This window comes from Serratia sp. SA088, from assembly GCF_049065515.1.
In the GTDB taxonomy this organism is placed as follows: Bacteria; Pseudomonadota; Gammaproteobacteria; order Enterobacterales; family Enterobacteriaceae; genus Serratia; species Serratia nematodiphila.
In genome coordinates, this window is sequence record NZ_JBAKGW010000002.1 from 353975 (window position 1) to 375550 (window position 21576).

The window sequence follows — 21576 nt, forward strand, 5'->3', positions numbered from 1 at the left end:
CCCCGACAGGTAGACTAAGGCCCTTTCCATTACCCTGATCATAGCGAATCTCCCAGTGAGCAGTATTAAATTGATAGTCGGCCTGGCCAACCCGGGCGCGGAATACGCCCAGACACGCCACAACGCCGGCGCCTGGTACGTCGATCTGCTGGCCCAGCGCCACAATCAGCAGTTAAAAGAAGAGAGCAAGTTCTTCGGCTACACCGCCCGTTTGAACCTGGCGGGCAACGACGTGCGCCTGCTGGTGCCGACCACCTTTATGAACCTGAGTGGCAAAGCAGTGCTGGCGATGGCCAATTTCTACCGCATCGAACCCAGCGAGATCCTGGTGGCGCACGACGAGCTGGATCTGCCGCCCGGCGTGGCCAAAATCAAGCTCGGCGGTGGCAACGGTGGCCACAACGGCCTGAAAGACATCCAAAACAAGTTCGGCAACAACCCGAACTTCTATCGCCTGCGCATCGGTATCGGCCATCCGGGCGACAAGAACAAGGTGGTGGGCTTCGTGCTCGGCAAGCCGCCGGCCAGCGAACAGAAGATGATTGACGAAGCGATCGACGAGTCGCTGCGCTGCACCGAAATGCTGATGAAGGACGGGCTGGAAAAAACCGTTCAGCGCCTGCACAGCTTCAAGGCGCAGGCCTGAACCTTGCCGCAGCGGGCGCCCGGCCCGCTGCCTGCTTTTAGCCGCGCGGGTTGAAGGTTTCCTCGCCCACGCGGCGCTCATCGGCGGTGAACCCCTCTTCCGCCACGTAATACTGCGGATCGTCCAGCTCATGGCTGCAGAACGGCCCGGCGCGTTTGAGCAAGCGCACGCAGTCAGCGCTCAGGTGGCGCAGACGAATGCTTTTCCCCGCCGCCAGATAACGCGCCGTCAGCTTATCGATCGCCTCCACGCCGCTGGAATCCATCACCCGGGTGCCGGCAAAATCCAGCACCACATTCTGCGCATCGCTCTGCGGATCGAACAGCTCGGCGAAAGCCGCGGCGGAGCCGAAGAACAGCGGGCCATCCAGTTGATACACCGCCACGTCGCCCGTCACCTGCCGCTGGCGCACGCGGATGCGCGCCTGCTGCCAGGCGAACACCAGCGCCGAGATAATCACCCCGCTGATCACCGCCACCGCCAGATCGGTAAAGATGGTGATCAGCGTGACGACGATCATTACCAGCGCGTCGGCTTTCGGCATGCGGCGCAAGCGGCGCAGCGAGCTCCACTCGAAGGTGTTGTAACACACCACCAGCATCACCCCGGCCAGCGCCGCCACCGGCAGCAGGCCGATATAGCGCGACAGGCTGACCACGAACAGAATCAGCAGGATGGCGCCCACCGTGCCGGAGATGCGCCCGCGCCCGCCCGAGGTGAAGTTGATGATCGACTGGCCGATCATCGCGCAGCCGGCGAAGCAGCCGAACAGGCCGCATACCGCGTTACCGGCGCCCTGCGCGATACTCTCGCGATTGCCGTTGCCCTTCTTGCCGCCCATTTCATCCAGCACCGTCATGGTCAGCAGCGATTCAATCAAACCGACCAGGGCGATCACCACCGCATAGGGCAGCACCACCCGCACCATCTCCAGGGTAAACGGCGCCGTCGGCAGACTAAAGTGCGGCAGCGCGCCGGAAATGTCCGCCAGATCGCCCACCCGCAGCGTGTGCAGGTTGAGGCCGATGGCCAACGCCGAGACCACCAGCAGCGCCGCCAGCGAAGACGGAATGGCCTTGGTCAGGCGCGGGAACAGCACCACCACCGCAATCGCCAGCGCCACCAGGCCGTACATCAGCGGCCCCTGCCCGGCGATCATCTTCAGCTGCGCCAGCATGATGACGATCGCCAGGCCGTTGACGAAGCCGTGGATCGCCGGCAGCGGCACCAGACGAATGAACTTGCCCAGCCGGAAGGCGCCGATCAGGATTTGAATCGCCCCAGCAAACAGCGTGGCCCACAGCACGTAACCCATGCCGTACTGCGCCGCCAGGCTCATCAGCACCACCACAATGGAGCCGGCGGCGCCGGAAACCATGCCCGGTTTGCCGCCGAACAGCGCCGTGACCAGGCCGATAATAAACGCGGTATGCAAGCCGACAATCGGCGAAAGACCGGCGACCAGCGAAAAGCCGACCGCCTCGGGGATCATCGAAACCGCCACCACAAAGCCCGCCAGGACTTCATTTTTAACGTCCGCGATCCTGACGTTACTCAGGTTAAACATGCATTATTCACTTATGACAGATGACATCATCTCCCCGCGTAGCGGGTATGGGGAGCCGCAAGGGGCGGCAGAGTGCAGGCGGGCACAGCTCAGGGTGGCGTAGGCAAGAAATACATCCGGCGCGTTTCCTGTCGGTTAATCGGAATGGCCAGTATGGGTAAATGTGATGCAAATCTCAAATAAAAACCGGCCGTCCGCGCTGCGTTCGCCCCGGCCAAGCAAGTCTGATCGAGATAAACGCCCATTACGTGTATAATGGCGGCATTATTTTGCCCTTTATGCAGTCGATTAAACCTAACCGGCTGATAGTTAAGATATTTAAGGTGATTACAACATGGGATTCAAATGCGGTATCGTCGGCCTGCCTAACGTAGGCAAATCCACCCTGTTCAACGCGTTGACCAAAGCGGGCATTGAAGCAGCCAACTTCCCGTTCTGCACCATTGAACCGAACACCGGTGTGGTGCCGATGCCCGATCCGCGTCTGGATAAGCTGGCCGAGATCGTCAAGCCGCAGCGCATTCTGCCGACCACCATGGAATTCGTCGACATCGCCGGCCTGGTGAAAGGCGCGTCCAAAGGTGAAGGCCTGGGCAACCAGTTCCTGACCAACATCCGCGAAACCGAAGCCATCGGCCACGTAGTGCGCTGCTTCGAGAACGACAACATCATCCACGTCAACAACAAGGTCGATCCTGCCGAAGACATCGACGTGATCAACACCGAGCTGGCGCTGTCTGACCTGGACACCTGCGAGCGCGCCATCCACCGTGTGCAGAAGAAAGCCAAAGGCGGCGACAAAGACGCTAAAGCCGAGCTCGCAGCGCTGGAGAAATGCCTGCCGCACCTGGAAAACGCCGGCATGCTGCGCGCGCTGGATCTGACCGCGGAAGACAAGGCGGCGATCAAATACCTGAGCTTCCTGACGCTGAAGCCGACCATGTACATCGCCAACGTCAACGAAGACGGCTTCGAGAACAACCCGTACCTGGACACCGTGCGTAAAATCGCCGACGCCGAAGGCTCCGTAGTGGTCGCCGTGTGCGCCGCCGTGGAATCCGACATCGCCGAGCTGGAAGACGAAGAGCGCGACGAGTTCATGGCCGAGCTGGGCCTGGAAGAGCCGGGTCTGAACCGCGTGATCCGCGCAGGTTATGAACTGCTGAACCTGCAAACCTACTTCACCGCCGGCGTGAAAGAAGTGCGTGCCTGGACCATCCCGGTAGGCGCCACTGCCCCGCAGGCGGCCGGCAAGATCCACACCGACTTCGAGAAAGGCTTTATCCGCGCCCAAACCATCTCCTATGACGACTTCATCACCTACAAGGGTGAGCAAGGCGCCAAAGAAGCCGGCAAAATGCGTTCCGAAGGTAAAGACTACATCGTCAAAGACGGCGACGTGATGAACTTCTTGTTCAACGTCTAACCCCTTCCCCGCAGCGTTTCTCTCCGCGGCCGGAAACGGAAAAATCCACGCTTCGGCGTGGATTTTTTATTCTCGGGAAGGAACCCGCCAGCGCTTGAAGCAGTGCGGCATCGCCCCAGCAGAAACCCTTATTTATTTAACCGCGGGAAAAGTGCAAGAGCATTATTCCGGTTGAAACTTACTTTCTGCGCATCCGTCAGGTTTGTTTCGGCGTCGAGAATATGATTAAACTTAGCGGCGACGGACTCCGGTGCATAAGGATAATCGCTGCCGAACAGAATATTGTTATGATTCGCAAACGTCAGTAGGCTGGAAAATGCATTCGGGCCGGAAGACAATGCGGTATCAAAATAAAAACGCTTAAATTTATCGTTCAATTCCTGAGCTGACGGCCCATTTGGATTAAGCGATTCCGCCAGCAATGTAAAGCGCAGAACGGCATAAGGCAGGAATCCGCCAGCATGCGAAAGAATAATTTTCACGTTAGGATAATTGTCCATAATGCCGTTCAACACCATATGGACGGCATTGCGGGCAGTATCAAACGGATAATCAACCAAGGGACCCGGAACGCCATCCAGCAAATCCATGATGGGATGACCAGGGTGAATGAAAACAACGGCAGAGCGTTGATTTAGTGCAGCCCAAAGCGGAGCCCACTTTTTATCCCCTAAATAAACCCCTTCATAGTTGGTTAATAACACCACGCCATCGGCTTTCAGCACATCCAGCGCATACTCCACTTCCAGCACCGCCCCCTCAACGTCCGGCAACGGCACTGTCGCGAAGTTACCAAACCGCGTAGGGTATTTCGCCACCAGATCCGCCGTATACTCATTGACTTTTCTGGCCATATCGCGGCGCGCCTGGCCTTCCCAGCCAACCACGCTCGGCGCGGTTAACGACAGGACGCTGGTCGCTATTTGCTGTTTGTCCATATAGCCCAGATGGTCGTCCGCCGTCCATTTGGGCAGAGACCAACCGGATGGATCGCCGCCGTGGCTGGGCAGCGCGCTGCCCCAAAAAGGTGGGACCAGGTGAGTATGAACATCGATTCTGGCTAATGAATTCATTTAACGCCTCCACTATGCATATATTCGGTCTTTGAAATAGATAGCAACATGCTGAGTGTTGTTGACTAACCCGCATTCCAGAAATAATCTACACTTTAACGTGAGTTCTATTAGAGGGTATTTTCATGGTCGCTATATATCCAATTCATTTTTTTGAACAACTGATGCAGGAATCTAATCCATGAATTTTCGCCATATCCAGGCATTCTTGGCTCTCGTTGAAGAAAAACATTTCGGCAAGGCGGCTAAGCGAATTCATGTTACACAGTCGGCTTTCAGCATGCAGATAAAAGCGCTGGAAGAAGAAATTGGTGCACCACTTTTTATTCGCACCAACCGCAATGTCGAACTTACCGAAGTAGGAGAGATATTTTTAAAAAATGCACCGGATATTTATGAAAAAATAAAAAGCGCGCTTGACGAAACCAAAGCAGCAGCGAAAGGTGAGAATGGCAATGTGCGCATCGGATTTGTCGGCAATGCCGTCGCGGCGGGATTAGTCACCGCCGATATTCATCGATTTAAAGCAGAGCATCCCGGCGTTAACTTCCGCGCCAAAGAGATGTCTTACTGGAAACAAATCGATGAGATCGTCAACGGAAATATCGACGTCAGCTACTGCCCCAATCTGGATCTCAAAATCCCACCGGGGCTCGGCCTTATACCCATTAAAAAGTTTGACTGGGTCGTCGTGATTCAGGAAGACTCCGATCTGGCGAAAAAAGAGACCTTGAAAAAAGAAGACCTCTCGGGACGAGACTTTATCATCTACTCGGAAAACAGCGGAGACGATGGCCAGCTTCGTATCCTGAAAGCCATTCTTGAAGAAGACGTCCAGGTTTCCTATCGGCTGGACAGCACACTAAGCGTGCTCGCCATGGTGGCTTCTGGCCTGGGCATCGCTATCGTTCCTTCTACACTATCCTCAATCAAGCTGCCTAACATTACCTACAGAGCGATCCCCGGTGTCGATAACGTGACTGAGTTTTTTTTCATCTATCGTGAGAATGAAAAATCCGCCATCGTTAATGCCTTCATATCAGATGTAAAAAGTAGTCTATGACTTTCGTCGATTTCTCCTCCCCCCACGCTTAATCTCGCCCCTCTTTGAACGCGAAGATCAAAACCGACACTCATAGCTGCCTTTAAGCATTAGGCATTCCGAAGACGCCGCTACCCCTCCCACGCCGAAGGCCGGTTCTCCTTGCGCCACCTCTCCCCGGCCGCCGTTCCCGGCGCCGGCGGTTTCAATCCGTCTATCGTCCACAGCGGGAACGGCGTTTCGTCCACGTGCAGCTCCCAGCGCAGCCCGCGTGCGGCGATGTAGGGTTGCAGGATGCGGGTGCAGGCCGCCAGAAATTGCTGCTGCTCCGCGTCGTTGTCCATGGCGCGCGCGATATGGTCGATGGTCACGCGCACGAAGTCATCGGCCGGTTCGCCGCCGAGATACGCCGATCCTGGCGGCAGCGCGTGGAAAAAGACGTTGACGTAGAAACGCGGCAAAAAGTCCTGATACAGGGCGGTGACTTTCTGCGCGATCGCGCGTTTATCGGCGGCGCTGAAGGCCGGTTCGGGGTGGTAGATCTGCCACAGTGGCATCGCGTTGTCTCCTAGGTTTTCCGGCCGGCGTTCAGGCCATCAGCCGTTGTTAAACGAAAACTCCAATAATAAGAGTAATAACTCCAATTATTGAAGTTATCAAGCCGAGGCGATAACATTCTCGGCAATCAGGTGGCAAGCGGAGGTAAGGCAACGTGAAAGCAAAAGGGTTTGAAGGCATGACGTGCTCGGTGGCGCACGTGCTGTCGGCACTGGGCGATCGCTGGGGCGCGATTCTCATGCGCGATCTATTGCTGGGGCTCTCGCGCTATGACGATTTGCGCCAATCGACCGGCATCACCAACAATACGCTGACCGATCGCCTCAAGGCCCTGGAAAGCCACGGCCTTATCGAAAAGCGGCAATACCAGACGCGTCCCGATCGCTACGAGTATCTGCCGACGGAGAAGGGAAAAGATCTCGGGCTGCTGGTGATGGCGATGATTCAGATTGGCGACAAATGGAATCTGTCCGAGCTGGCCGGGCCGCCGCTGCGCGTAGTTGACCGCGTGACCGGCCACCCCGCCACCCTGCGCGTGGTAGATGCCGTGACCGGCGAATCTCTGCCGCCGCAAAGCCTGGCGCTGGCCGCCGGGCCCGGCGCCGATGAGATCACGCGATGGCGGCTGGCCGTAGGCCAGGCCCGTTAACGGCGCGCTACAGCAGCGCAATCATCTTCAGCAGTTCCACCCGATTGCGGATGCCGAACTTCTTGCCGGCATTGTTGAGGTGCGAATAAACAGTTTTCGGGTGCAAATTCAGCCGCCGCGCAGTCTGGCGGATATCTTCCGTACGGGCGGTTTCACACAACACCGCCGCCTCGCCAGGCGTGATCGCCGCCGCCCGCCGGCTCACCACGCGCCGTTCGCCCGTCTCTTCACGGCGGACTAGCGCCGCGCAGGTTTCCCGCACCACCCGCAGCGCTTCCCGTTTGTGCAAAATCGCATCCGGCTGCGCCGCCGCGATAAATGCCAGGATCAGCGGCGAAGTCTTATCGACGAAGAACAGTATCCGGACGCCTTCATATTCAGCACGTGAGGCGTGAATAAATCGCAAATACGCTTCGAACCGGTAAATTTCATGGGGAAAATCCATGATAATTAAATCAGGCGCAGGGCTTATATTTTTAATAATATTAATATTGGGCGAGGATAAGGTTATCACTCCTTCTCCCAATAATGTTTTCATCCCCAAACGGCATAGCGGCGAACCGTCGATATAAATCACTCTCACTTTAATTCTCCTTATCAGCGTGAAAGTATGCTTCCACACCTCAGGCGGCTTGTCGCTGCTCTTTTTTGGGGTAATTCGCCTGCAAAGCACACCGATATAAAACAACTTGATAACATGTTTTTCAAATAATCACGCAACAGCCAGAACTTTGATTAACACGCAAAAAAGGCATGAATGTTTCAAATTATTTCATAAACAAAAACCGACGATCCAATAAAAACGCAACACAATGATATAGATCTATTTTCCATTTTGTATGATATAAGAAAAAATGAAAATAAATGTAACAACCCGCACCACCAACTTATTACCATGCGGAAAACACCTATAGGGAAAATTCTTAGTTTGTTAGGATGAAAATCCATGTTTGCCGACGCGTTTAAAAAACAATTGCGCAACATGATTAATCAACAAACGCACGTCAGTAATTTATTACTGTCAGGAAAGCTTTTCTCTAAAGTTAATTAAAGGGTATTTCACATGAATGTTAAATTAGTCGCATTATCCATGCTGGCTCTCTCCGGCGCCTGTGCGGCCGCCTCGTCCAATACCGTGCAATTCAAAGGCGAAGTCAGCACGCAAACCTGTTCGGTGAATATTAACGGCAACCAATCCAACCCGGTCGTGTTGCTGCCGACCGTCGCCGCCAGCAAACTCGCCACCAAAGGCGCCACCGCCGGCGACACCACCTTTACCGTTAACGTCACGGGTTGTGCGGCGGCGACCAGCGATACGGCGATCAAAACCGTGTTGGCGGGCAACAACCCGACCACCAACGGCAATCTGGGCAACGCGGGCGATGCGGCCAAAGTGTCCATTCAACTGCTGGACAGCGACGCCACCACGCCGCTGTCGTTCGCCAGCGGTTCGACCGTCACCACGTCGGCGATGACGCTGGCGAAAGACGCCACCTCCACCTCGCAGAACCTGGTGGCCCGCTACTACGCGGAAGACACCGGCGTGGCGGCCGGTTCGGTGATCGCCACCGCCCAGTTCGCCATTAGCTACAAATAAGCCGGCGTCAGGCGCCATACCTGTTGATGCCAGCGCCGTTCCTTAGCGGACGGCGCTGAATGACTCGCTTCTTTATCGGTTCACGTTTATGCCGCAGATATCCCGTTCCGCCCGCCGATGGGCCGCCCTGTCGCTTTGCCTGATGAGTTTTGCCGCCACCCACGCCTTGGCCAGCGTAACGCTGCTCGGCAACCGCGTGATCTACCCCGCCGAGGCGCGGGAGAAAACGCTGCAGTTCACCAACGATGACGGCGCCCCGGCGCTGATGCAGATCTGGCTCGACATCAACAACCCGCAGTCCACGCCGGAAAATGCCGATGCGCCCTTTGTCGCCTCACCGCAAATCTTCCGCATGGATCCGCACAGCGGGCAAATGGTGCGGCTGTCGTTCGTCGGCCAGCCGCTGGCGCGCGATCGCGAATCGCTGTTCTACCTCAACTTCCTGCAGGTCCCCGCCGTGCGTCAGACGGACAGCGACAAGAACAAACTGCTGCTGGTGGTCACCAACCGGCTGAAAGTGTTCTATCGCCCGGCCGGGCTGGCCGGCGACGCCAACCACGTCATCGATCGCCTTAGCCTGCGTCAGGTCGGCAACGCGCTGCGCGTCGACAACCCGACCGGCTACTACGCCAACGTCAGCCAGGCGGTAATTCTGAGCGGTGCGAAGCGCAGCGCCATTCCGCAGGCGGATCTGATCCCGCCGTTTTCACAGGCCAATTGGCCGGTGAACGGGGAAGTGCGGCAGGTCGCGCTGCGCGTCATCAATGACTACGGGGTGGAAACCACACGCACCCTGAACGTCGCGCGCTGAAACCAGACAGGGAGGTTTTCATGTTCGATGTCCGCAAGGCGACGCCGTTGCCCGCACGCTGGTGCTGCGCGCTGCTGGCGTTGCCGTTGGGCTGCGCCGCCGCCGACGGCTACACCTTCGATCCCGCGCTGCTGCGCGGCAGCGTGCTGAGCAACAGCGCCCTGAGCCAGTTCAACCAGCAGGACGCCGTCGCCCCCGGCAGCTATCAGATCGATCTGTACCTCAACGGCCAGTTTCTCGAGCGCGATCAAATTCGCTTCGTGCGCGCAGGCCAGCAGGTGCTGCCCTGTTTCGATCGGCCGCAGCTGACGCGCTTCGGGCTGAAGAATCCGCCGGCGGCCGAGGCGGAATGCCTGCTGCCCGGCCGGGATCTGAAGGACATCATGGTGAACGCCGATATCTCGCGGCTGCGGCTGGATCTCAGCATTCCGCAGGCGCTGTTGAACGGCCGGCCGCGCGGCAGCGTCAATCCCGCCAGCCTGGACAGCGGCGAATCAATGGCCTTCGTCAATTACAACCTCAACCAGTACCACGTCAGCTACCGGCAGGGGCAAACCCGCGATCTCGATTCGACCTACGCCAACCTGAACGGCGGATTCAACCTCGGGCTCTGGCGCTACCGCCAGCAGTCCAGCTACCGCTACGATCGGGAGTTCGGCGGTCACCTGGACACCAGCCGCCGCTACGTGCAGCGCGCAATCCTGCCCTGGCGCAGCGAAATGCTGTTGGGCGAAGGCTTTACCGACGGGCACTTCTTCTCCGGCCTGGGCTTTCGCGGCATTCAGCTCAGCTCGGACGATCGCATGCTGCCGGATTCACAGCGCGGCTATGCGCCGGTGGTGCACGGCGTGGCGAAAAGCAACGCGCGCGTGACGGTGCTGCAGGGTAAAAGCACGCTGTACGAAACCACCGTGGCGCCGGGGCCGTTCGCCATCAACGATCTGTACGCCACCAACTACGCCGGCGATCTGACCGTGGTGGTGACCGAAGCCGACGGCAGCGTCAGCACCTTCACCGTGCCGTTCGCCGCGGTGCCGGAATCCATTCGCCCCGGCCAGTCGCGCTACTCCGCCATCGTCGGCCGTTCCCGCTACGTCGGCGACAACGATCTGTTCAGCGAAGTGACCTGGCAGCACGGCCTGACCAACGCCCTGACCTTCAACCTCGGCAATCAGCTGGCGGACGGCTACCAGGCGATGATGTTGGGCGGCGTGTACAGCAGCTGGCTGGGCGCCTTCGGCATGGATACCACCTATTCCCACGCCAGCCTGCCGGACGGCGGCGCCTCCGGCTGGATGCTGCACCTCTCTTACAGCCGAACCTTCAGCCCGACAGACACCACGCTATCCATCGCCGGCTACCGCTACTCTACCGAAGGCTTTCGCGATCTCAGCGACGTGCTCGGCGTGCGGCGCGCCGCCGTTACCGGCCAAAACTGGCAGTCCGACTCCTACCGCCAGCGTTCGCGTTTCGAGGTGGCCGTCAATCAGGGCATGGGCGCGTTCGGCAGCCTGACGATGTCCGGCTCGACTCAGGACTACCGCGATCAGCGCGGCCGCGACAATCAGCTCCAGCTGGGCTGGGGGAAAACCTTCGGCAACGGTGTGGCGCTTAACCTTTCCGTCACCCGCACCCGCAGCCTGGGCTACAGCAACGGCGACTACCGCGGCTACGGGCCGCTGGATAACGTCTACAGCGCGCCGCTGGCGCAGAACGCGCAGACCGTCACCGCCCTGTCGCTGAGCTTCCCGCTCGGGCGTTCATCATCCGCCCCCAGCGTCTCGCTGCTGGCCAACCACAGCCAGGGTCAGGGCGGCAACTATCAGGCTGCGCTGTCGGGCAGCGTCGGCGACGAACAGCCGGTCAGTTACGGCCTGAACTTCACCACCGACGACGATCGCCAACAAAGCGTCTGGGGCGGCAACCTGCAAACCCGCCTGCCTTACGCCAACGTCACCGGCTCGTTCTCCACCGCGCGCCAGTACCGACAAGGCTCCCTGTCGCTGCAGGGCGCGGTGGTGGCGCACCGCGGCGGCGTGACATTAGGGCCGTATGTCGGCGACACCTTCGCCCTGATCGAAGCGCCCGGCGCCAGCGGCGCACGGGTGATGGACGGCCAGGGCGCGCGCGTCGATCGCTTCGGCTATGCGCTGGCTCCGTCGCTGGTGCCCTATCACTACAACACCGTCGCGCTGAACCCCGAGGGCATGAACGACAAAGCGGAACTGGAAGACGGCCAGCGGCGCGTGGCTCCTTATGCCGGTGCCACGGTGCGCCTGCGCTTCAACACCGTGCGCGGCCAGGCGCTGCTGATCACCGCACAGCGGCCCGATAACGCACCGATCCCGATGGGCGCCAACGTCCTTGACGCGGCAGGCAACAGCGTGGGCATGGTCGGCCAGGCCAACCAGGTGTACCTACGCAGCGATCGGAGCGCCGGCGAACTGACGCTGAACTGGGGCGACGCGCCCGGCCAGCAGTGCACGCTGCATTATCGCCTGCCCGCCGCGGAAGACAGCCCGATTCAGCGGCTCAGCTCCCCATGCCGCTAGCCCGTTTAACTGATCTCAGGAGAGACGATGAAACACATTTCTTATCTGGTCGCCGCCCCGGCGCTGTTCGCCCTGTCGCTGTTCGGCGCGCCCGCGGCGCTGGCGCAATGCACGCGTGTCGCCCCCTGGATCGACTCCGGCTGCGATCCTTGCGGGGTAGGCACGGCGCTGGGCCGGGTCAACCTGACCAGCACCTATCTGCAGCCCGTCGGCACGCCGCTCGGCACCAGCGTGTTCGATCTGACCTCCGGCACCCGCTATCCCGACCCAAACAAGGTGCTGTATGAATGCGATGCCGGCGATGTCGGGCAAATTTATGAAGTCTTCGCCACCAACGGCGACGATCGCGTCGGCGGCTATTTCGATCTGGGCGCCAGGGACGGCAACCCCAACTATTACGCCACCTACTTCCCCTACGTCGGCATCCGTTTGACCCACCTGGATTCCGGCAAGGTTTTTACCCGTTACTGGCAGTCGGCGCCGATTACCCGCTACGCCACCGTCGGCAACAAAATCCAGATCCGGGTGAAAGACTTCAGCGCCATCCGCGCCGATCTGATCCGCATCAGCTCGCTGCCGGGCGCGGGCGCCAGCAACTACTGCGGCTACAGCGCCGGCAACCCGCTGGTGGGCATGGCGTCGACCACCGGCAATTCGAACTATACCTGCACGCAGCCGAACGGCTATGTCACCTTTCAGGGGCCCGGCATCGCTTCGGATCCTATCGGCAGCGATTCCGCCACCAACTACGCCACCTGGGGCACCGGGCGCTGGAACGCGATGGGCATGGGCACCGCACCGATCTCCTCATTGACCTATACCGCCACCTGCGTGGCGCGCAACGTCACGCCGCTGGTGATCCTGCCGACCATTTCCGTCAGCCAGTTGACCGCCGGGCAAACCTCACAGGCGCAGTTCACCATCAATATCGAATGCGACAACGCCGCCGTATCCGGCGTCAGCAGCAACAATACCGCCCTCGGCCTGCAGGTACCGTATGAAAGCTATGTCGCGGCGCAGCAGCTCGGGCTGGTCAGCGCCAACGGCGGCGTGAGCTACCTGCTCTCCAGCGGCTACGGCACCGACAGCAGCGTCGCCACCGGCGTGGGTATCGCGCTCGCCAACGCCGGCAACGGCGCGCCGATGAACTTTGTCGGCTGGACGCGTTGCAGCGCCGGGCAATGCCCGCAGGGCAGCGACGCCGGCTGGTACCCGGTGCTCAACGGCGCCAGCGGCGGCGGCAGCACCGCAGCGGGGTTTACCCACTACACCACCCAGCTCACCGCCACGCTCGCCCGGTTGCCTGGCCAAACCGTCACCGCCGGCAAGGTGGACGCCAGGGCCTACGTTTGGGTTAAGGTTCAATGATGAGAAAGAAATATCTGACGATGGGATGCGCCCTGCTGCTGGTGCTGGCTTCCATCGGCGCGCAGGCAGGCATCATCGCCTCCGCCACGCGGGTGATCTTTCATGAGGGCGAGACGGAAAAAACCCTGATGCTGCTCAACACCAACGGCTACCCGATCGTGGCGCAAACCTGGGTCGATAACGGCGACGTCAACGCCGCCCCCGAACTGTCCCGCGCACCGTTTGTCACCCTGCCCAGCGTTTTCGCCCTGCCGCCTTCTGCGCTGAAAGGGCTGCGCATCCTGTTTGCCGGCGCTAACCTGCCCGTCGACCGGGAGTCGGTATTCTGGCTCAACCTGTATGAGATCCCGCCTAACCCGCCGACCACGCCGCCGCTGGCGTCGCGCGTGACGCTGGCGATGAACACCCAGATGAAGATCTTCTACCGGCCCAGAGCGCTGCAGGGGAAAGCCGAGAACGCGGCCGAGGCCGTTTCGTTCACGCTGCAAAAATCGCCGGACGGTTATCTGCTGCGCTGTCAAAACCGATCGGCGTTTTATCTCTCGTTCGCGCGCATCGCCGTGCACGCCGACAGGCGCGATTACCCGGTGCGGCAAGAAAGCGACATGATGACCGCGCCGTTCAGCATACGGGATTATCACCTCGACGGCGTTGCAGCGCCGACACTCCCTTCTCAGGTCACCGTTCAGGCCACTCTCATCAACGACCAGGGCCAACAGATCGTCAAGCCATACACAGCAAACCCATAACGATAAAAAGCAGCACATTTTTTAAGTACAGGAAATAGGGAAAATGAGTCTAAGCAGATTCCAGCTACAGTTTCACCTGGAGAAACAGGCCAACATCATCAGGCAGTCACCGGCGTTCCACGCCGCCATCGTCAAACACGGGGAATTATTGAGGGAGACCTACAAGAAGCATCCGCTGTTTTACAAAATCATTTTCAGGAACAGCCGGTTCATCATCTGCTCCACCATCCTGTCCATTTATTACCACCAGCACGCCGCCGCGCTGAAAGACATCAAAGCCTTTTTCAAAGGGAAGAATATGATCAGCGAGAATTCCCTGGATTCCTTTCTGTTCTTTTTACGGGTCGGGCGCCGGCTGGAGGTCAAACCCTGCGAACATGACAAACGCCAGTTACGCTATAAGCCTACGCCGCACGCGCTGGCGGAAACCCAGGCGCTGATCGCCTCAATGGCGCGCCCTTACCAGGCGCTGGCGCCACAGATGCCCATCGCGGCGCTGCTGGCGGCGCCCGACTTTCTGTCCACCTTTTTCGCCGCCTACGGGCAACTGATGCTCAAGGAGGTCTACCTGATCGACCTGGTGCCGCAATCCGCGCTGTTTATCAGCAAAGATGCCGGCCACATGGTGCTGTTGATGTTGTTTATCGAAAGCATCCGACAGGACTCCCCCTTTCTGCTGCTCTCCTCGGCGAAAATCGCCAAGTCCTGCTCCGTCTCACGCGCGCACGTGAACCGCATTCTGCAGGCGGCGGAAAAATCCGGCCTGCTGACCACCACCAATAATGTGGTGATCGAACTCAACAGTTCGTTCTTCATCATGGCGGAGCACTATTTTAGTCTCTATTTCGCGATGGTCGAATTCGGACTTGAACGGGTTTGGCAAACGCTACAATCCGCCACGCACTCCTGAGCCCTTTAGCGCGCCCGCAGCACCCGATCGATCAGCCCCCAGGCCGCCGCTTCGTCGGCGGTCATAAAGCGATCGCGATCCAACACCCGCTCCACCTCTTCATAACTTAGGCCGCAATGTTGGGCATACAACCGAATCACCGTGTCTTTGGTGCGCTTCATCTCTTCGGCGTGGATCAAGATGTCGGAGGCCTGCCCCTGAAAGCCGCCCAGCGGCTGGTGCACGTGCAGGCTGGCATTAGGCAGCGCCATGCGGTGCCCCGATTCGCCGGCCATCAGCAGGAACGAGCCCATCGAGCGCGCGGTGCCCATGCACAGCGTATGCACCGGGGCGCGGATATACTGCATGGTGTCGTAAATCGCCAACCCGCTGGTGATCACTCCGCCCGGCGAGTTGATATAAAGATGGATGGGTTTTTCCGGGTTTTCCGCCTCCAGAAACAGCAGCTGGGCGCACAGCATTTCGGCCACGTCGTCGTTGACTTCGCCGTTAAGGAACACGATCCGATCGCGCAGCAGACGCGAATAAATATCAAAGGAACGTTCTCCCCGGCTGGTCTGTTCCACCACCATCGGGACGAGCATCATCTTCTCACGCATCGGTGAACTCCTGGGTTGGCAACAAAGGGAAATGTGTTTAACGCGTCAGGCGGCGCGCATCACCGTCGGCGGGCCATCGTTGGCGGCATCGAGCTGGTGGATAATCCGCAGCAGGCTGCCGCCGCCGGCGTCCGGCACGATCTGCAGGGTGACGACGCTTTCGAGAAACGGCGGTTGGTCGTCGCGCAAGCGATAGCTCACCGCCTCGCCCGGCGTGGCGGCCAGCGGCTCGGCCTGCGCCAGATCCCCCGTCGGCAGCCACTGCTCACGCAATTCGGGAACACTGAGCGCCCGCCACACTTTTTCCGGCGGCGCCTCGAGCGAATATTCCAACACCAGCCGGTCGCGCGGCGGCCGCTCAGCCTGTTTGTTCATTGATCCATGTCCTTCAGCAAAGTTTGCAGCGCGTCGATGCGCGCCGGCCAGTAGGCGCGGTACTTCGCCAGCCACTGGGCGATCTGCGCCAGCCCTTCCGGGTCGACCTGGTAATTGACACAGCGCCCCTGCCTCGTCTCGCGTACCAGTCCGGCGTTACGCAGCACCGCCAGGTGTTGCGACATCGCCGACTGGCTGATGGGCAGCCCTTCGCGCAACGCACTGGCGTTCATGCTGGCGACAGCGAGTTTGTCGAAGATGCTGCGGCGGGTCGGATCGGCCAACGCCTTGAAGATGTCATTTTCGTTCATACAAACACATTAGTATTCACTTATGTATTATGCAAACGCAGAGGCAGATTTTTTTCGCAAGGCGAGACTCCGCGCCGGGGCGCGGAGTCGAGAGGTGAGCAATTACAGCGGTTTATTGCATGCGGGCGTGGTCAGCGCCGGTTGACCGGCAGGCGCCCCCTCCTGCGCTTCCAGCGCGAGACGCGCCAGCGGCATGTCTTCGTGGTAGCGCGCCTCGGCATTCAGAGTCTTTGAGTAGCGGTTGTACTTCCACCAGGCGTAGCCGAGGAACACCACCAGCCCGCCGACGTTATAGAACACGATGGTCATGATGCTGGCGCCGGTCGGGAACGTCGAGGCGAAGAAGCCGACGGTGAAGATGGCGATCAGCACGCTGACGATGGCGATGCCCTGCAGGCGCGAGCCCATTTTGAAATCGCGCGCCACCCGATCGTACTTCAGACGCAGATTCAGGTAGGCCAGCATGATGAACAGCGGCGGCAGCATCGAGGCGGCGGCGGTCATGTTGATCAGCGTGTTCATCAAATCCTGCACGCTGCTGGAGCCCAGCGTCGGGATCAGCATCAGCGGGATAACGATGAAGAACTGGATCCAGGCGGCGCGCGTCGGCACACCGTGCCGGTTCAGGCGGATGGTTTTCTCGCCGAAAATGCCCTTCGGGATCTCGGTGAAGAAAATTTTCACCGGCGCCGCCGTCCACATCAGCAGCGAACCGAACATGGCGGTGAAGGAAACGATGCCGACAAAGCGGTTCATCAGCACCGTCGGCAGGCCAAAGTGCGCCGACAAGCCTTCGAACACCTGTACCGTACCGCCGGTAAAATGCAGGTCGGTGCGGTGCACGAATACGTTAATCAGCAGCGATGACACCGAATACAGCACGCCGATGAACAGCCCGGAAACGATGATCACCTTCACGAAGGCGCGGCTGCCGCCTTTCACATCGTTCACGTACACCGCCACGGATTCCGCCCCGCCCGCCGCCTGGAAGATCCAGGCGGTAATGCCGAGGAACGCCCAGTTGAAGTTCGGCGTCATCGCCTGCACGTTGATCGGATCGGCCGGCTCGATGCCGCCCAGCACCGCCGCGCCCGCCAGGATGATGTAGGAAAACGTCAGCAGCAGCATCAGCGACGAAGTGACGGAGGTCATCGGCCCCAGCAGTTTCGCGCCGCTGTTGGAGATGTAGGTCGAGAAGGCGAACAGGAAGATGCTGATGATCGCCGTGGTCAGCGGCGTAAACACATAGTCATAGCCCAAGAACGCGTAAGAAGCGTAGGCGATGACGCGCGGCAGCAGCGCGGTGAAGAAAAACAGATTCACGAACCAGTAGGTGTAGGCGGTGATAAACGCCCAGCGCCCGCCGAGCGCGCTTTTGACCCAGGCATAGACGCCGGCCTCGGAGTTGCGGTTGAGCGAGACGAACTCGGCGATGATCAGGCAAAAGGGAATGAAGTAAATGATCGTCGCCACCAGGAATACCGGCGACGAGGCGATGCCGAGCTGAATATTGTTGTTGATCACGTTGTTGAAACTGAACACTGCCGCAAACGTCATCGACAGCAGGCCAAACTTGCCGATGGTGTTTCTGTTCGACGCAGCCATAGAGATTCTCCGAATGGTGTAGGGGACTTCGGTTTGTTGTTATCGATCGGCGGTCGCGCTATTTGTTGATGAAATAGCTGTCTTCCACCGTCACTTTTAAAATGACTTTTTTTACCTTGCCGCTTTCTTTGAAGCGGTAAGCCTGGTGGTTTTCGAAGATCACCACGTTGCCTTTGCCAACCCGGCGCTTCTCGCCTTCGCCGCTGAAAAACTCGCGGTCGGTTTCGTCCTGATAGGGCGCCACCGTCGTCAGCGCCCGTTTGTCGGCGACTTCGACGATCTCGTCTCCCTCGAGGTAGTAGTGCACGTCGAAGTAGCGGCGGTTGCCTTCCAGCCAGCCGTGCTGCCGGCCGGCACCGACGCTCAGCCGATAGGTCAGCGAGTCGCCGATCGAATGGCACACGTTCGGGCTGATGCGATCGACATTGGCGATCGCCTCCATGCAGCGCAGCCATTTCTTGCCGCTGTGATAAATGCGCTGAAACTCCGTCAGGGATTCGAGAATGATCATGCGTTTTCCTCCGCAGACTGCGGGTGATGAGGGGCCGGCGCGAAGTCATAACCGGCGAGCGTGGCGCCGTCCGTTTGCAGGCCGTCGAACGGCACCAGCGTGAAGCCGTAACTGAATGGCGCCAGATAGACCCGGTGGGTATCCAGCACCTCGGAGCCCCAGGAGTTGGAGCCGAGACCGAGCACCTGATCGTCCAGGTTCAGCGTCAGGCAATCGTCAGGCTCCAGCTCGCTGATGTGCTGGGCCTGATGCAGCATCTCGGCGCTGTACGGCCACAGGCTGAAGTTGATTGGCCGCCGCGGCTGGATGAAGATCCCCTTGCCCGCCGCGTCCTGCAGGCTCAGCCAGCGCACGTCCTGCCGGTTGCCGTTGTCCTGCGGGAACGGATAGTGTTCGAACAGCGCATCAGCTCGCTGCCGGTAGTGGCCGATGAGGTTGGCCCGGCAGCTGTCGCGGTAGTTCTCGCCCGGCCCGCGGCCGTAGTACTCCACCTGTTCGAAGCGGCGGCTGATGCCGAAATCGAGACCGATTTTCGGGATCACCTGCCGGAAATCGCCGTAAGGCTCGCCGGCCAGATCCAGGCTGACACAGCCCTGCGGAGAAATGCGCCAGCGATAGGTGCAGCGCATGCCGAAGTCGAACACCGGCGGCGCGATCAGGCTGTGCACCTCGATCAGCAGGCCCTCCCCCTGCCAGTGTCGGCTGAGGCGGCGGAAATGCTGTTGCATGATGGGGAAGTGATACGGCAGCCAAATCCCCTCATATTCCTGTTTATGGTTATCGATCACCGGTTTGAAGAAGGTGATGCGCGGCGCGCGCCCCACAATTTCTTCATCGTCTACCCGCCACGACAGCAGTTCGCCGCTCAGCAGCGAGAACGCCAGCTGGAACCGGCCGCCGCTGACGATCAGCTGATGATTTTCCTCGCGGCATTGCAGCGCCGGCGCATCGGCCAACGGTGGAGCCGGTAGCCGCGTCGCCGCCTGGCGCAGATGCTGGTAATGCCCCAGCAGTTGGCCGCTCTCGCTGTAGCGGGTGGCGCTGTCTTTATGCACCGCCACGTCGATCAGCGTTTCCCCCTGCCCCAGCGCCAGCACCGGCAGGTGCATGTCTTCACTCTCGCCCGGCTGCAGATGCGGCAGCTTGAATTCGTAACTCGCCACCTGGCGGCCGTCGGTCTTGACGCTGACCTTCAGCGTGATGTCCGCCAGCGAGCTGAACCAGTAGCGGTTTTTCACCCGCAGCACGTCGCCTGCGCCTTCTTCCGCCGTCACTTCCACCGGGCACAGCACCTGCTGATATTCACGCAGGCCGGGGCCGGGGCGCTGGTCCGGGTAGATCAGGCCGTCCATGCAGAAGTTGTAGTTGTTCGGGTAGTCGCCGTAATCGCCGCCGTACTGGTAGCGCTCGCGCCCCTGCTCGTCGTGGCTCAGCAGACCGTGATCGCACCATTCCCAGATATAGTGCCCCTGCAAACTGGCGTGACGGTTGAACACCGACTGGTATTCGAACAGCCCGCCGGGGCCGTTGCCCATGGCATGGGCGTATTCACACAGAATGCGCGGTTTGGGGTGCGGGTATTCACCGAAGGCGTTCATCATCGCCACGCGGGAATACATGGTGCTGATCACGTCGGTCACTTCGGCGTCGCGATCTTCTTCGTAGTGGATGAGGCGGGTCGGATCGAGCGCCTTGCAGCGCCGGGCCATGGCGCGAATGTTGCACCCGTAGCCGGACTCGTTGCCGAGCGACCAGATGATGATCGACGGGTGGTTTTTCTGCGCCGCCACGTGGCGCTCGATGCGCTCGACGTAAGCCTGCTCCCAGCGCGGATCGTCGGTAATGCGGCTCAGATCGCCAACGTTGGCAAAGCCGTGGCTCTCCAGATCGGTCTCCGCCATCACAAACAGGCCATAGAGATCGCACAGCTCGTAAAAACGCGGATCGTTGGGATAATGGGCGGTGCGCACCGAGTTGATGTTGTGCTGTTTCATCAGCACGATGTCGCGCTCCATCCGCGCCATATCGACGGCGCGCCCTTTTCGGTGATCGTGATCGTGGCGGTTGACGCCGTGCAGTTTGAGGTAACGCCCGTTGACGTACATCAGCCCGTCGCGCACCGCGATCTCGCGGAAGCCCACCCGCTGCGGCACCACGCCCAGCAGGTTGCCGGCGCCGTCATACAGGCTCAGCAACAGCTGATACAGATAGGGATTTTCCGCATTCCACTGCTGCGGGCGGCTGACCGGCAGCTCGAAACGGCAGATCAGCGCCCGCTCGATGCGCAGATCGTCGCGCCACTGCTCCGCCACGCAGCGATCGCCGTCGAACAGCTGCGCCTGCAGGCGGCAGCCTTCGGCGGCCGGCGATCCGAGATGGCGCAGCTCGGCGTCGATCGCCAACTGCGCGTCGCAATAGCGCTCATCGAAGGTGGTGACCAGCGTCAGGTCGTGAAGGTGAGTGGCGCTCTGGCCGATCAGATAAACGTCGCGGAAGATGCCGGCCATCCACCACATGTCCTGATCTTCGATGTAGGTGGAATCGGCCCACTGCATCACTCGCACCGACAGCAGGTTCTCGCCCTGCCGCACATAGGGGCTGATGTCGAACTCGGCGCACAGTCGGCTGCCCTTGCTGAAGCCGACATAGCCGCCGTTGACGTACACCTCGAAGTAGGTTTCCACGCCGTCGAATTTGATCAGCACTTGCTGGTCCCGCCAACCGGCGTCGAGCGTAAAGTGGCGCTGATAGGCGCCGGTGGGGTTGTTGGTCGGCACGTAAGGCACGTCGATCGGGAACGGGAAGCCCTCGTCGGTATACTGCAGGTGGCCGTGCCCTTCCAACTGCCACATGCCCGGCACCGCCATATCGCCCCAGTCGCTCATCGGCTCACGGTAAAACGCCGCCGGCACCTGCGCCGGGTGCTCGAAGAACCGAAAGCGCCAGCGGCCGCTCAGCAGCTGGAAACGCCGGCTGGCGTTGCGATCGAAGCTCAGCGCCTGCTCGGCGTCCGCGTAGCTGAAGAAGCTCGCGCGCGGTGCCAACCGGTGCTCCGACTGTTTTTCAATGTTTTCCCAATTATTCACGTCACGTCTCCCAACACCTGTGCAATGCGGAAACGATAGTAAATATTTAGTAAAAATTACAGCCGATATTTACCAAATGACGACAGGATCACAATAAATCTCAAATGCCTTTTTTTATCATGACGTTAATTTTGAGCGCCA

At 59.7% G+C, this 21576-nt stretch carries 20 protein-coding genes; 10 read left to right on the forward strand and 10 right to left on the reverse strand.

Features of this window, described 5'->3' with window-relative positions; genetic code table 11:
- Window positions 1-55 precede the first annotated feature (55 nt).
- The gene (gene pth / locus ACOWVD_RS06615; protein ID WP_021504829.1) at window positions 56-646 is read left to right on the forward strand and encodes an aminoacyl-tRNA hydrolase; all 591 of its coding nucleotides are present in this window, start codon (window positions 56-58) and stop codon (window positions 644-646) included.
- Window positions 647-683: 37 nt separating this feature from the next.
- Here the strand turns inward: pth and ACOWVD_RS06620 are convergent, their stop codons facing one another.
- Window positions 684-2213: a SulP family inorganic anion transporter gene (locus ACOWVD_RS06620; RefSeq protein ID WP_033633303.1), complete on the reverse strand. Its 1530-nt coding sequence runs from the start codon at window positions 2211-2213 to the stop codon at window positions 684-686.
- A gap of 334 nt (window positions 2214-2547) precedes the next feature.
- Between ACOWVD_RS06620 and ychF the strand changes: the two genes are divergently transcribed.
- Window positions 2548-3639 carry a redox-regulated ATPase YchF gene (gene ychF, locus ACOWVD_RS06625; RefSeq protein WP_033633304.1) on the forward strand — a complete coding sequence of 364 codons (1092 nt, stop codon included), beginning with the start codon at window positions 2548-2550 and terminating at the stop codon, window positions 3637-3639.
- A gap of 128 nt (window positions 3640-3767) precedes the next feature.
- Here the strand turns inward: ychF and ACOWVD_RS06630 are convergent, their stop codons facing one another.
- Window positions 3768-4712 carry an amidohydrolase family protein gene (locus tag ACOWVD_RS06630; RefSeq protein ID WP_421105512.1) on the reverse strand — a complete coding sequence of 315 codons (945 nt, stop codon included), beginning with the start codon at window positions 4710-4712 and terminating at the stop codon, window positions 3768-3770.
- A 181-nt stretch (window positions 4713-4893) separates the two neighbouring features.
- On the opposite strand from ACOWVD_RS06630, the gene ACOWVD_RS06635 reads away from it, so the two are divergent.
- Entirely contained in the window at window positions 4894-5775 is an 882-nt protein-coding gene (locus ACOWVD_RS06635; protein ID WP_049240238.1) for a LysR family transcriptional regulator, read from the forward strand.
- A gap of 110 nt (window positions 5776-5885) precedes the next feature.
- Here the strand turns inward: ACOWVD_RS06635 and ACOWVD_RS06640 are convergent, their stop codons facing one another.
- The gene (locus ACOWVD_RS06640; protein ID WP_274864285.1) at window positions 5886-6311 is read right to left on the reverse strand and encodes a tautomerase family protein; all 426 of its coding nucleotides are present in this window, start codon (window positions 6309-6311) and stop codon (window positions 5886-5888) included.
- Between the two features lie 155 nt (window positions 6312-6466).
- On the opposite strand from ACOWVD_RS06640, the gene ACOWVD_RS06645 reads away from it, so the two are divergent.
- A complete protein-coding gene (locus ACOWVD_RS06645) occupies window positions 6467-6961 on the forward strand; it encodes a winged helix-turn-helix transcriptional regulator (RefSeq protein ID WP_015377565.1) in 495 nt (164 codons plus the stop codon).
- 7 nt (window positions 6962-6968) lie between these two features.
- Here the strand turns inward: ACOWVD_RS06645 and ACOWVD_RS06650 are convergent, their stop codons facing one another.
- Window positions 6969-7544, reverse strand: coding sequence for a helix-turn-helix transcriptional regulator (locus ACOWVD_RS06650; RefSeq protein ID WP_420286716.1), 576 nt, complete (start codon window positions 7542-7544; stop codon window positions 6969-6971).
- A 480-nt stretch (window positions 7545-8024) separates the two neighbouring features.
- Between ACOWVD_RS06650 and ACOWVD_RS06655 the strand changes: the two genes are divergently transcribed.
- The 6 genes from ACOWVD_RS06655 to ACOWVD_RS06680 all read left to right on the forward strand — a co-directional run bounded on the left by ACOWVD_RS06655 (window position 8025) and on the right by ACOWVD_RS06680 (window position 14948).
- A complete protein-coding gene (locus ACOWVD_RS06655; protein WP_015377562.1) occupies window positions 8025-8558 on the forward strand; it encodes a fimbrial protein in 534 nt (177 codons plus the stop codon).
- Between the two features lie 88 nt (window positions 8559-8646).
- Entirely contained in the window at window positions 8647-9369 is a 723-nt protein-coding gene (locus ACOWVD_RS06660) for a fimbrial biogenesis chaperone (protein ID WP_049240242.1), read from the forward strand.
- Window positions 9370-9389: 20 nt separating this feature from the next.
- The gene (locus ACOWVD_RS06665; RefSeq protein ID WP_420286717.1) at window positions 9390-11921 is read left to right on the forward strand and encodes a fimbria/pilus outer membrane usher protein; all 2532 of its coding nucleotides are present in this window, start codon (window positions 9390-9392) and stop codon (window positions 11919-11921) included.
- Between the two features lie 27 nt (window positions 11922-11948).
- Entirely contained in the window at window positions 11949-13289 is a 1341-nt protein-coding gene (locus ACOWVD_RS06670) for a fimbrial protein (RefSeq protein WP_049240244.1), read from the forward strand.
- Window positions 13289-14038: a molecular chaperone gene (locus ACOWVD_RS06675; protein WP_421105513.1), complete on the forward strand. Its 750-nt coding sequence runs from the start codon at window positions 13289-13291 to the stop codon at window positions 14036-14038. The genes ACOWVD_RS06670 and ACOWVD_RS06675 overlap by 1 nt, the downstream gene beginning before the upstream one ends.
- Before the next feature lie 43 nt (window positions 14039-14081).
- Window positions 14082-14948 (forward strand): hypothetical protein, encoded by an 867-nt coding sequence (locus ACOWVD_RS06680; RefSeq protein ID WP_421105514.1) that lies wholly within the window; start codon window positions 14082-14084, stop codon window positions 14946-14948.
- A gap of 5 nt (window positions 14949-14953) precedes the next feature.
- Here ACOWVD_RS06680 and ACOWVD_RS06685 read toward each other — a convergent pair whose 3' ends face one another.
- From ACOWVD_RS06685 to ebgA, 6 genes are all read right to left on the reverse strand, one after another.
- Entirely contained in the window at window positions 14954-15547 is a 594-nt protein-coding gene (locus tag ACOWVD_RS06685; RefSeq protein ID WP_015377556.1) for an ATP-dependent Clp protease proteolytic subunit, read from the reverse strand.
- Between the two features lie 45 nt (window positions 15548-15592).
- Window positions 15593-15922, reverse strand: coding sequence for an SRPBCC family protein (locus tag ACOWVD_RS06690; RefSeq protein WP_015377555.1), 330 nt, complete (start codon window positions 15920-15922; stop codon window positions 15593-15595).
- Entirely contained in the window at window positions 15919-16233 is a 315-nt protein-coding gene (locus tag ACOWVD_RS06695; RefSeq protein ID WP_004941008.1) for an ArsR/SmtB family transcription factor, read from the reverse strand. Before ACOWVD_RS06695 ends, ACOWVD_RS06690 begins: the two co-directional genes overlap by 4 nt.
- A 102-nt stretch (window positions 16234-16335) precedes the next feature.
- Window positions 16336-17838 (reverse strand): amino acid permease, encoded by a 1503-nt coding sequence (locus ACOWVD_RS06700; RefSeq protein ID WP_015377554.1) that lies wholly within the window; start codon window positions 17836-17838, stop codon window positions 16336-16338.
- A gap of 58 nt (window positions 17839-17896) precedes the next feature.
- Entirely contained in the window at window positions 17897-18349 is a 453-nt protein-coding gene (locus tag ACOWVD_RS06705; RefSeq protein WP_319860788.1) for a beta-galactosidase subunit beta, read from the reverse strand.
- On the reverse strand, window positions 18346-21435 hold the full coding sequence (gene ebgA / locus ACOWVD_RS06710; protein ID WP_421105515.1) for a beta-galactosidase subunit alpha: 3090 nt from the start codon (window positions 21433-21435) through the stop codon (window positions 18346-18348). The genes ACOWVD_RS06705 and ebgA overlap by 4 nt, the downstream gene beginning before the upstream one ends.
- Between the last annotated feature and the right edge of the window lie 141 nt (window positions 21436-21576).

Excerpts from the sequence above, each read along its gene's own strand:
- ACOWVD_RS06675 (WP_421105513.1), top strand. The coding sequence starts at position 13,289 with ATGAGAAAGAAATATCTGACGATGGGATGCGCCCTGCTGCTGGTGCTG.
- ACOWVD_RS06695 (WP_004941008.1), bottom strand. The coding sequence starts at position 16,233 with ATGAACGAAAATGACATCTTCAAGGCGTTGGCCGATCCGACCCGCCGC.
- ACOWVD_RS06705 (WP_319860788.1), bottom strand. The coding sequence starts at position 18,349 with ATGATCATTCTCGAATCCCTGACGGAGTTTCAGCGCATTTATCACAGC.
- ychF (WP_033633304.1), top strand. The coding sequence starts at position 2,548 with ATGGGATTCAAATGCGGTATCGTCGGCCTGCCTAACGTAGGCAAATCC.
- ACOWVD_RS06630 (WP_421105512.1), bottom strand. The coding sequence starts at position 4,712 with ATGAATTCATTAGCCAGAATCGATGTTCATACTCACCTGGTCCCACCT.
- ACOWVD_RS06680 (WP_421105514.1), top strand. The coding sequence starts at position 14,082 with ATGAGTCTAAGCAGATTCCAGCTACAGTTTCACCTGGAGAAACAGGCC.
- ACOWVD_RS06690 (WP_015377555.1), bottom strand. The coding sequence starts at position 15,922 with ATGAACAAACAGGCTGAGCGGCCGCCGCGCGACCGGCTGGTGTTGGAA.
- ACOWVD_RS06670 (WP_049240244.1), top strand. The coding sequence starts at position 11,949 with ATGAAACACATTTCTTATCTGGTCGCCGCCCCGGCGCTGTTCGCCCTG.
- ACOWVD_RS06635 (WP_049240238.1), top strand. The coding sequence starts at position 4,894 with ATGAATTTTCGCCATATCCAGGCATTCTTGGCTCTCGTTGAAGAAAAA.
- ACOWVD_RS06665 (WP_420286717.1), top strand. The coding sequence starts at position 9,390 with ATGTTCGATGTCCGCAAGGCGACGCCGTTGCCCGCACGCTGGTGCTGC.
- ACOWVD_RS06655 (WP_015377562.1), top strand. The coding sequence starts at position 8,025 with ATGAATGTTAAATTAGTCGCATTATCCATGCTGGCTCTCTCCGGCGCC.
- ACOWVD_RS06620 (WP_033633303.1), bottom strand. The coding sequence starts at position 2,213 with ATGTTTAACCTGAGTAACGTCAGGATCGCGGACGTTAAAAATGAAGTC.
- ACOWVD_RS06640 (WP_274864285.1), bottom strand. The coding sequence starts at position 6,311 with ATGCCACTGTGGCAGATCTACCACCCCGAACCGGCCTTCAGCGCCGCC.
- ACOWVD_RS06700 (WP_015377554.1), bottom strand. The coding sequence starts at position 17,838 with ATGGCTGCGTCGAACAGAAACACCATCGGCAAGTTTGGCCTGCTGTCG.
- ACOWVD_RS06660 (WP_049240242.1), top strand. The coding sequence starts at position 8,647 with ATGCCGCAGATATCCCGTTCCGCCCGCCGATGGGCCGCCCTGTCGCTT.
- ACOWVD_RS06685 (WP_015377556.1), bottom strand. The coding sequence starts at position 15,547 with ATGCGTGAGAAGATGATGCTCGTCCCGATGGTGGTGGAACAGACCAGC.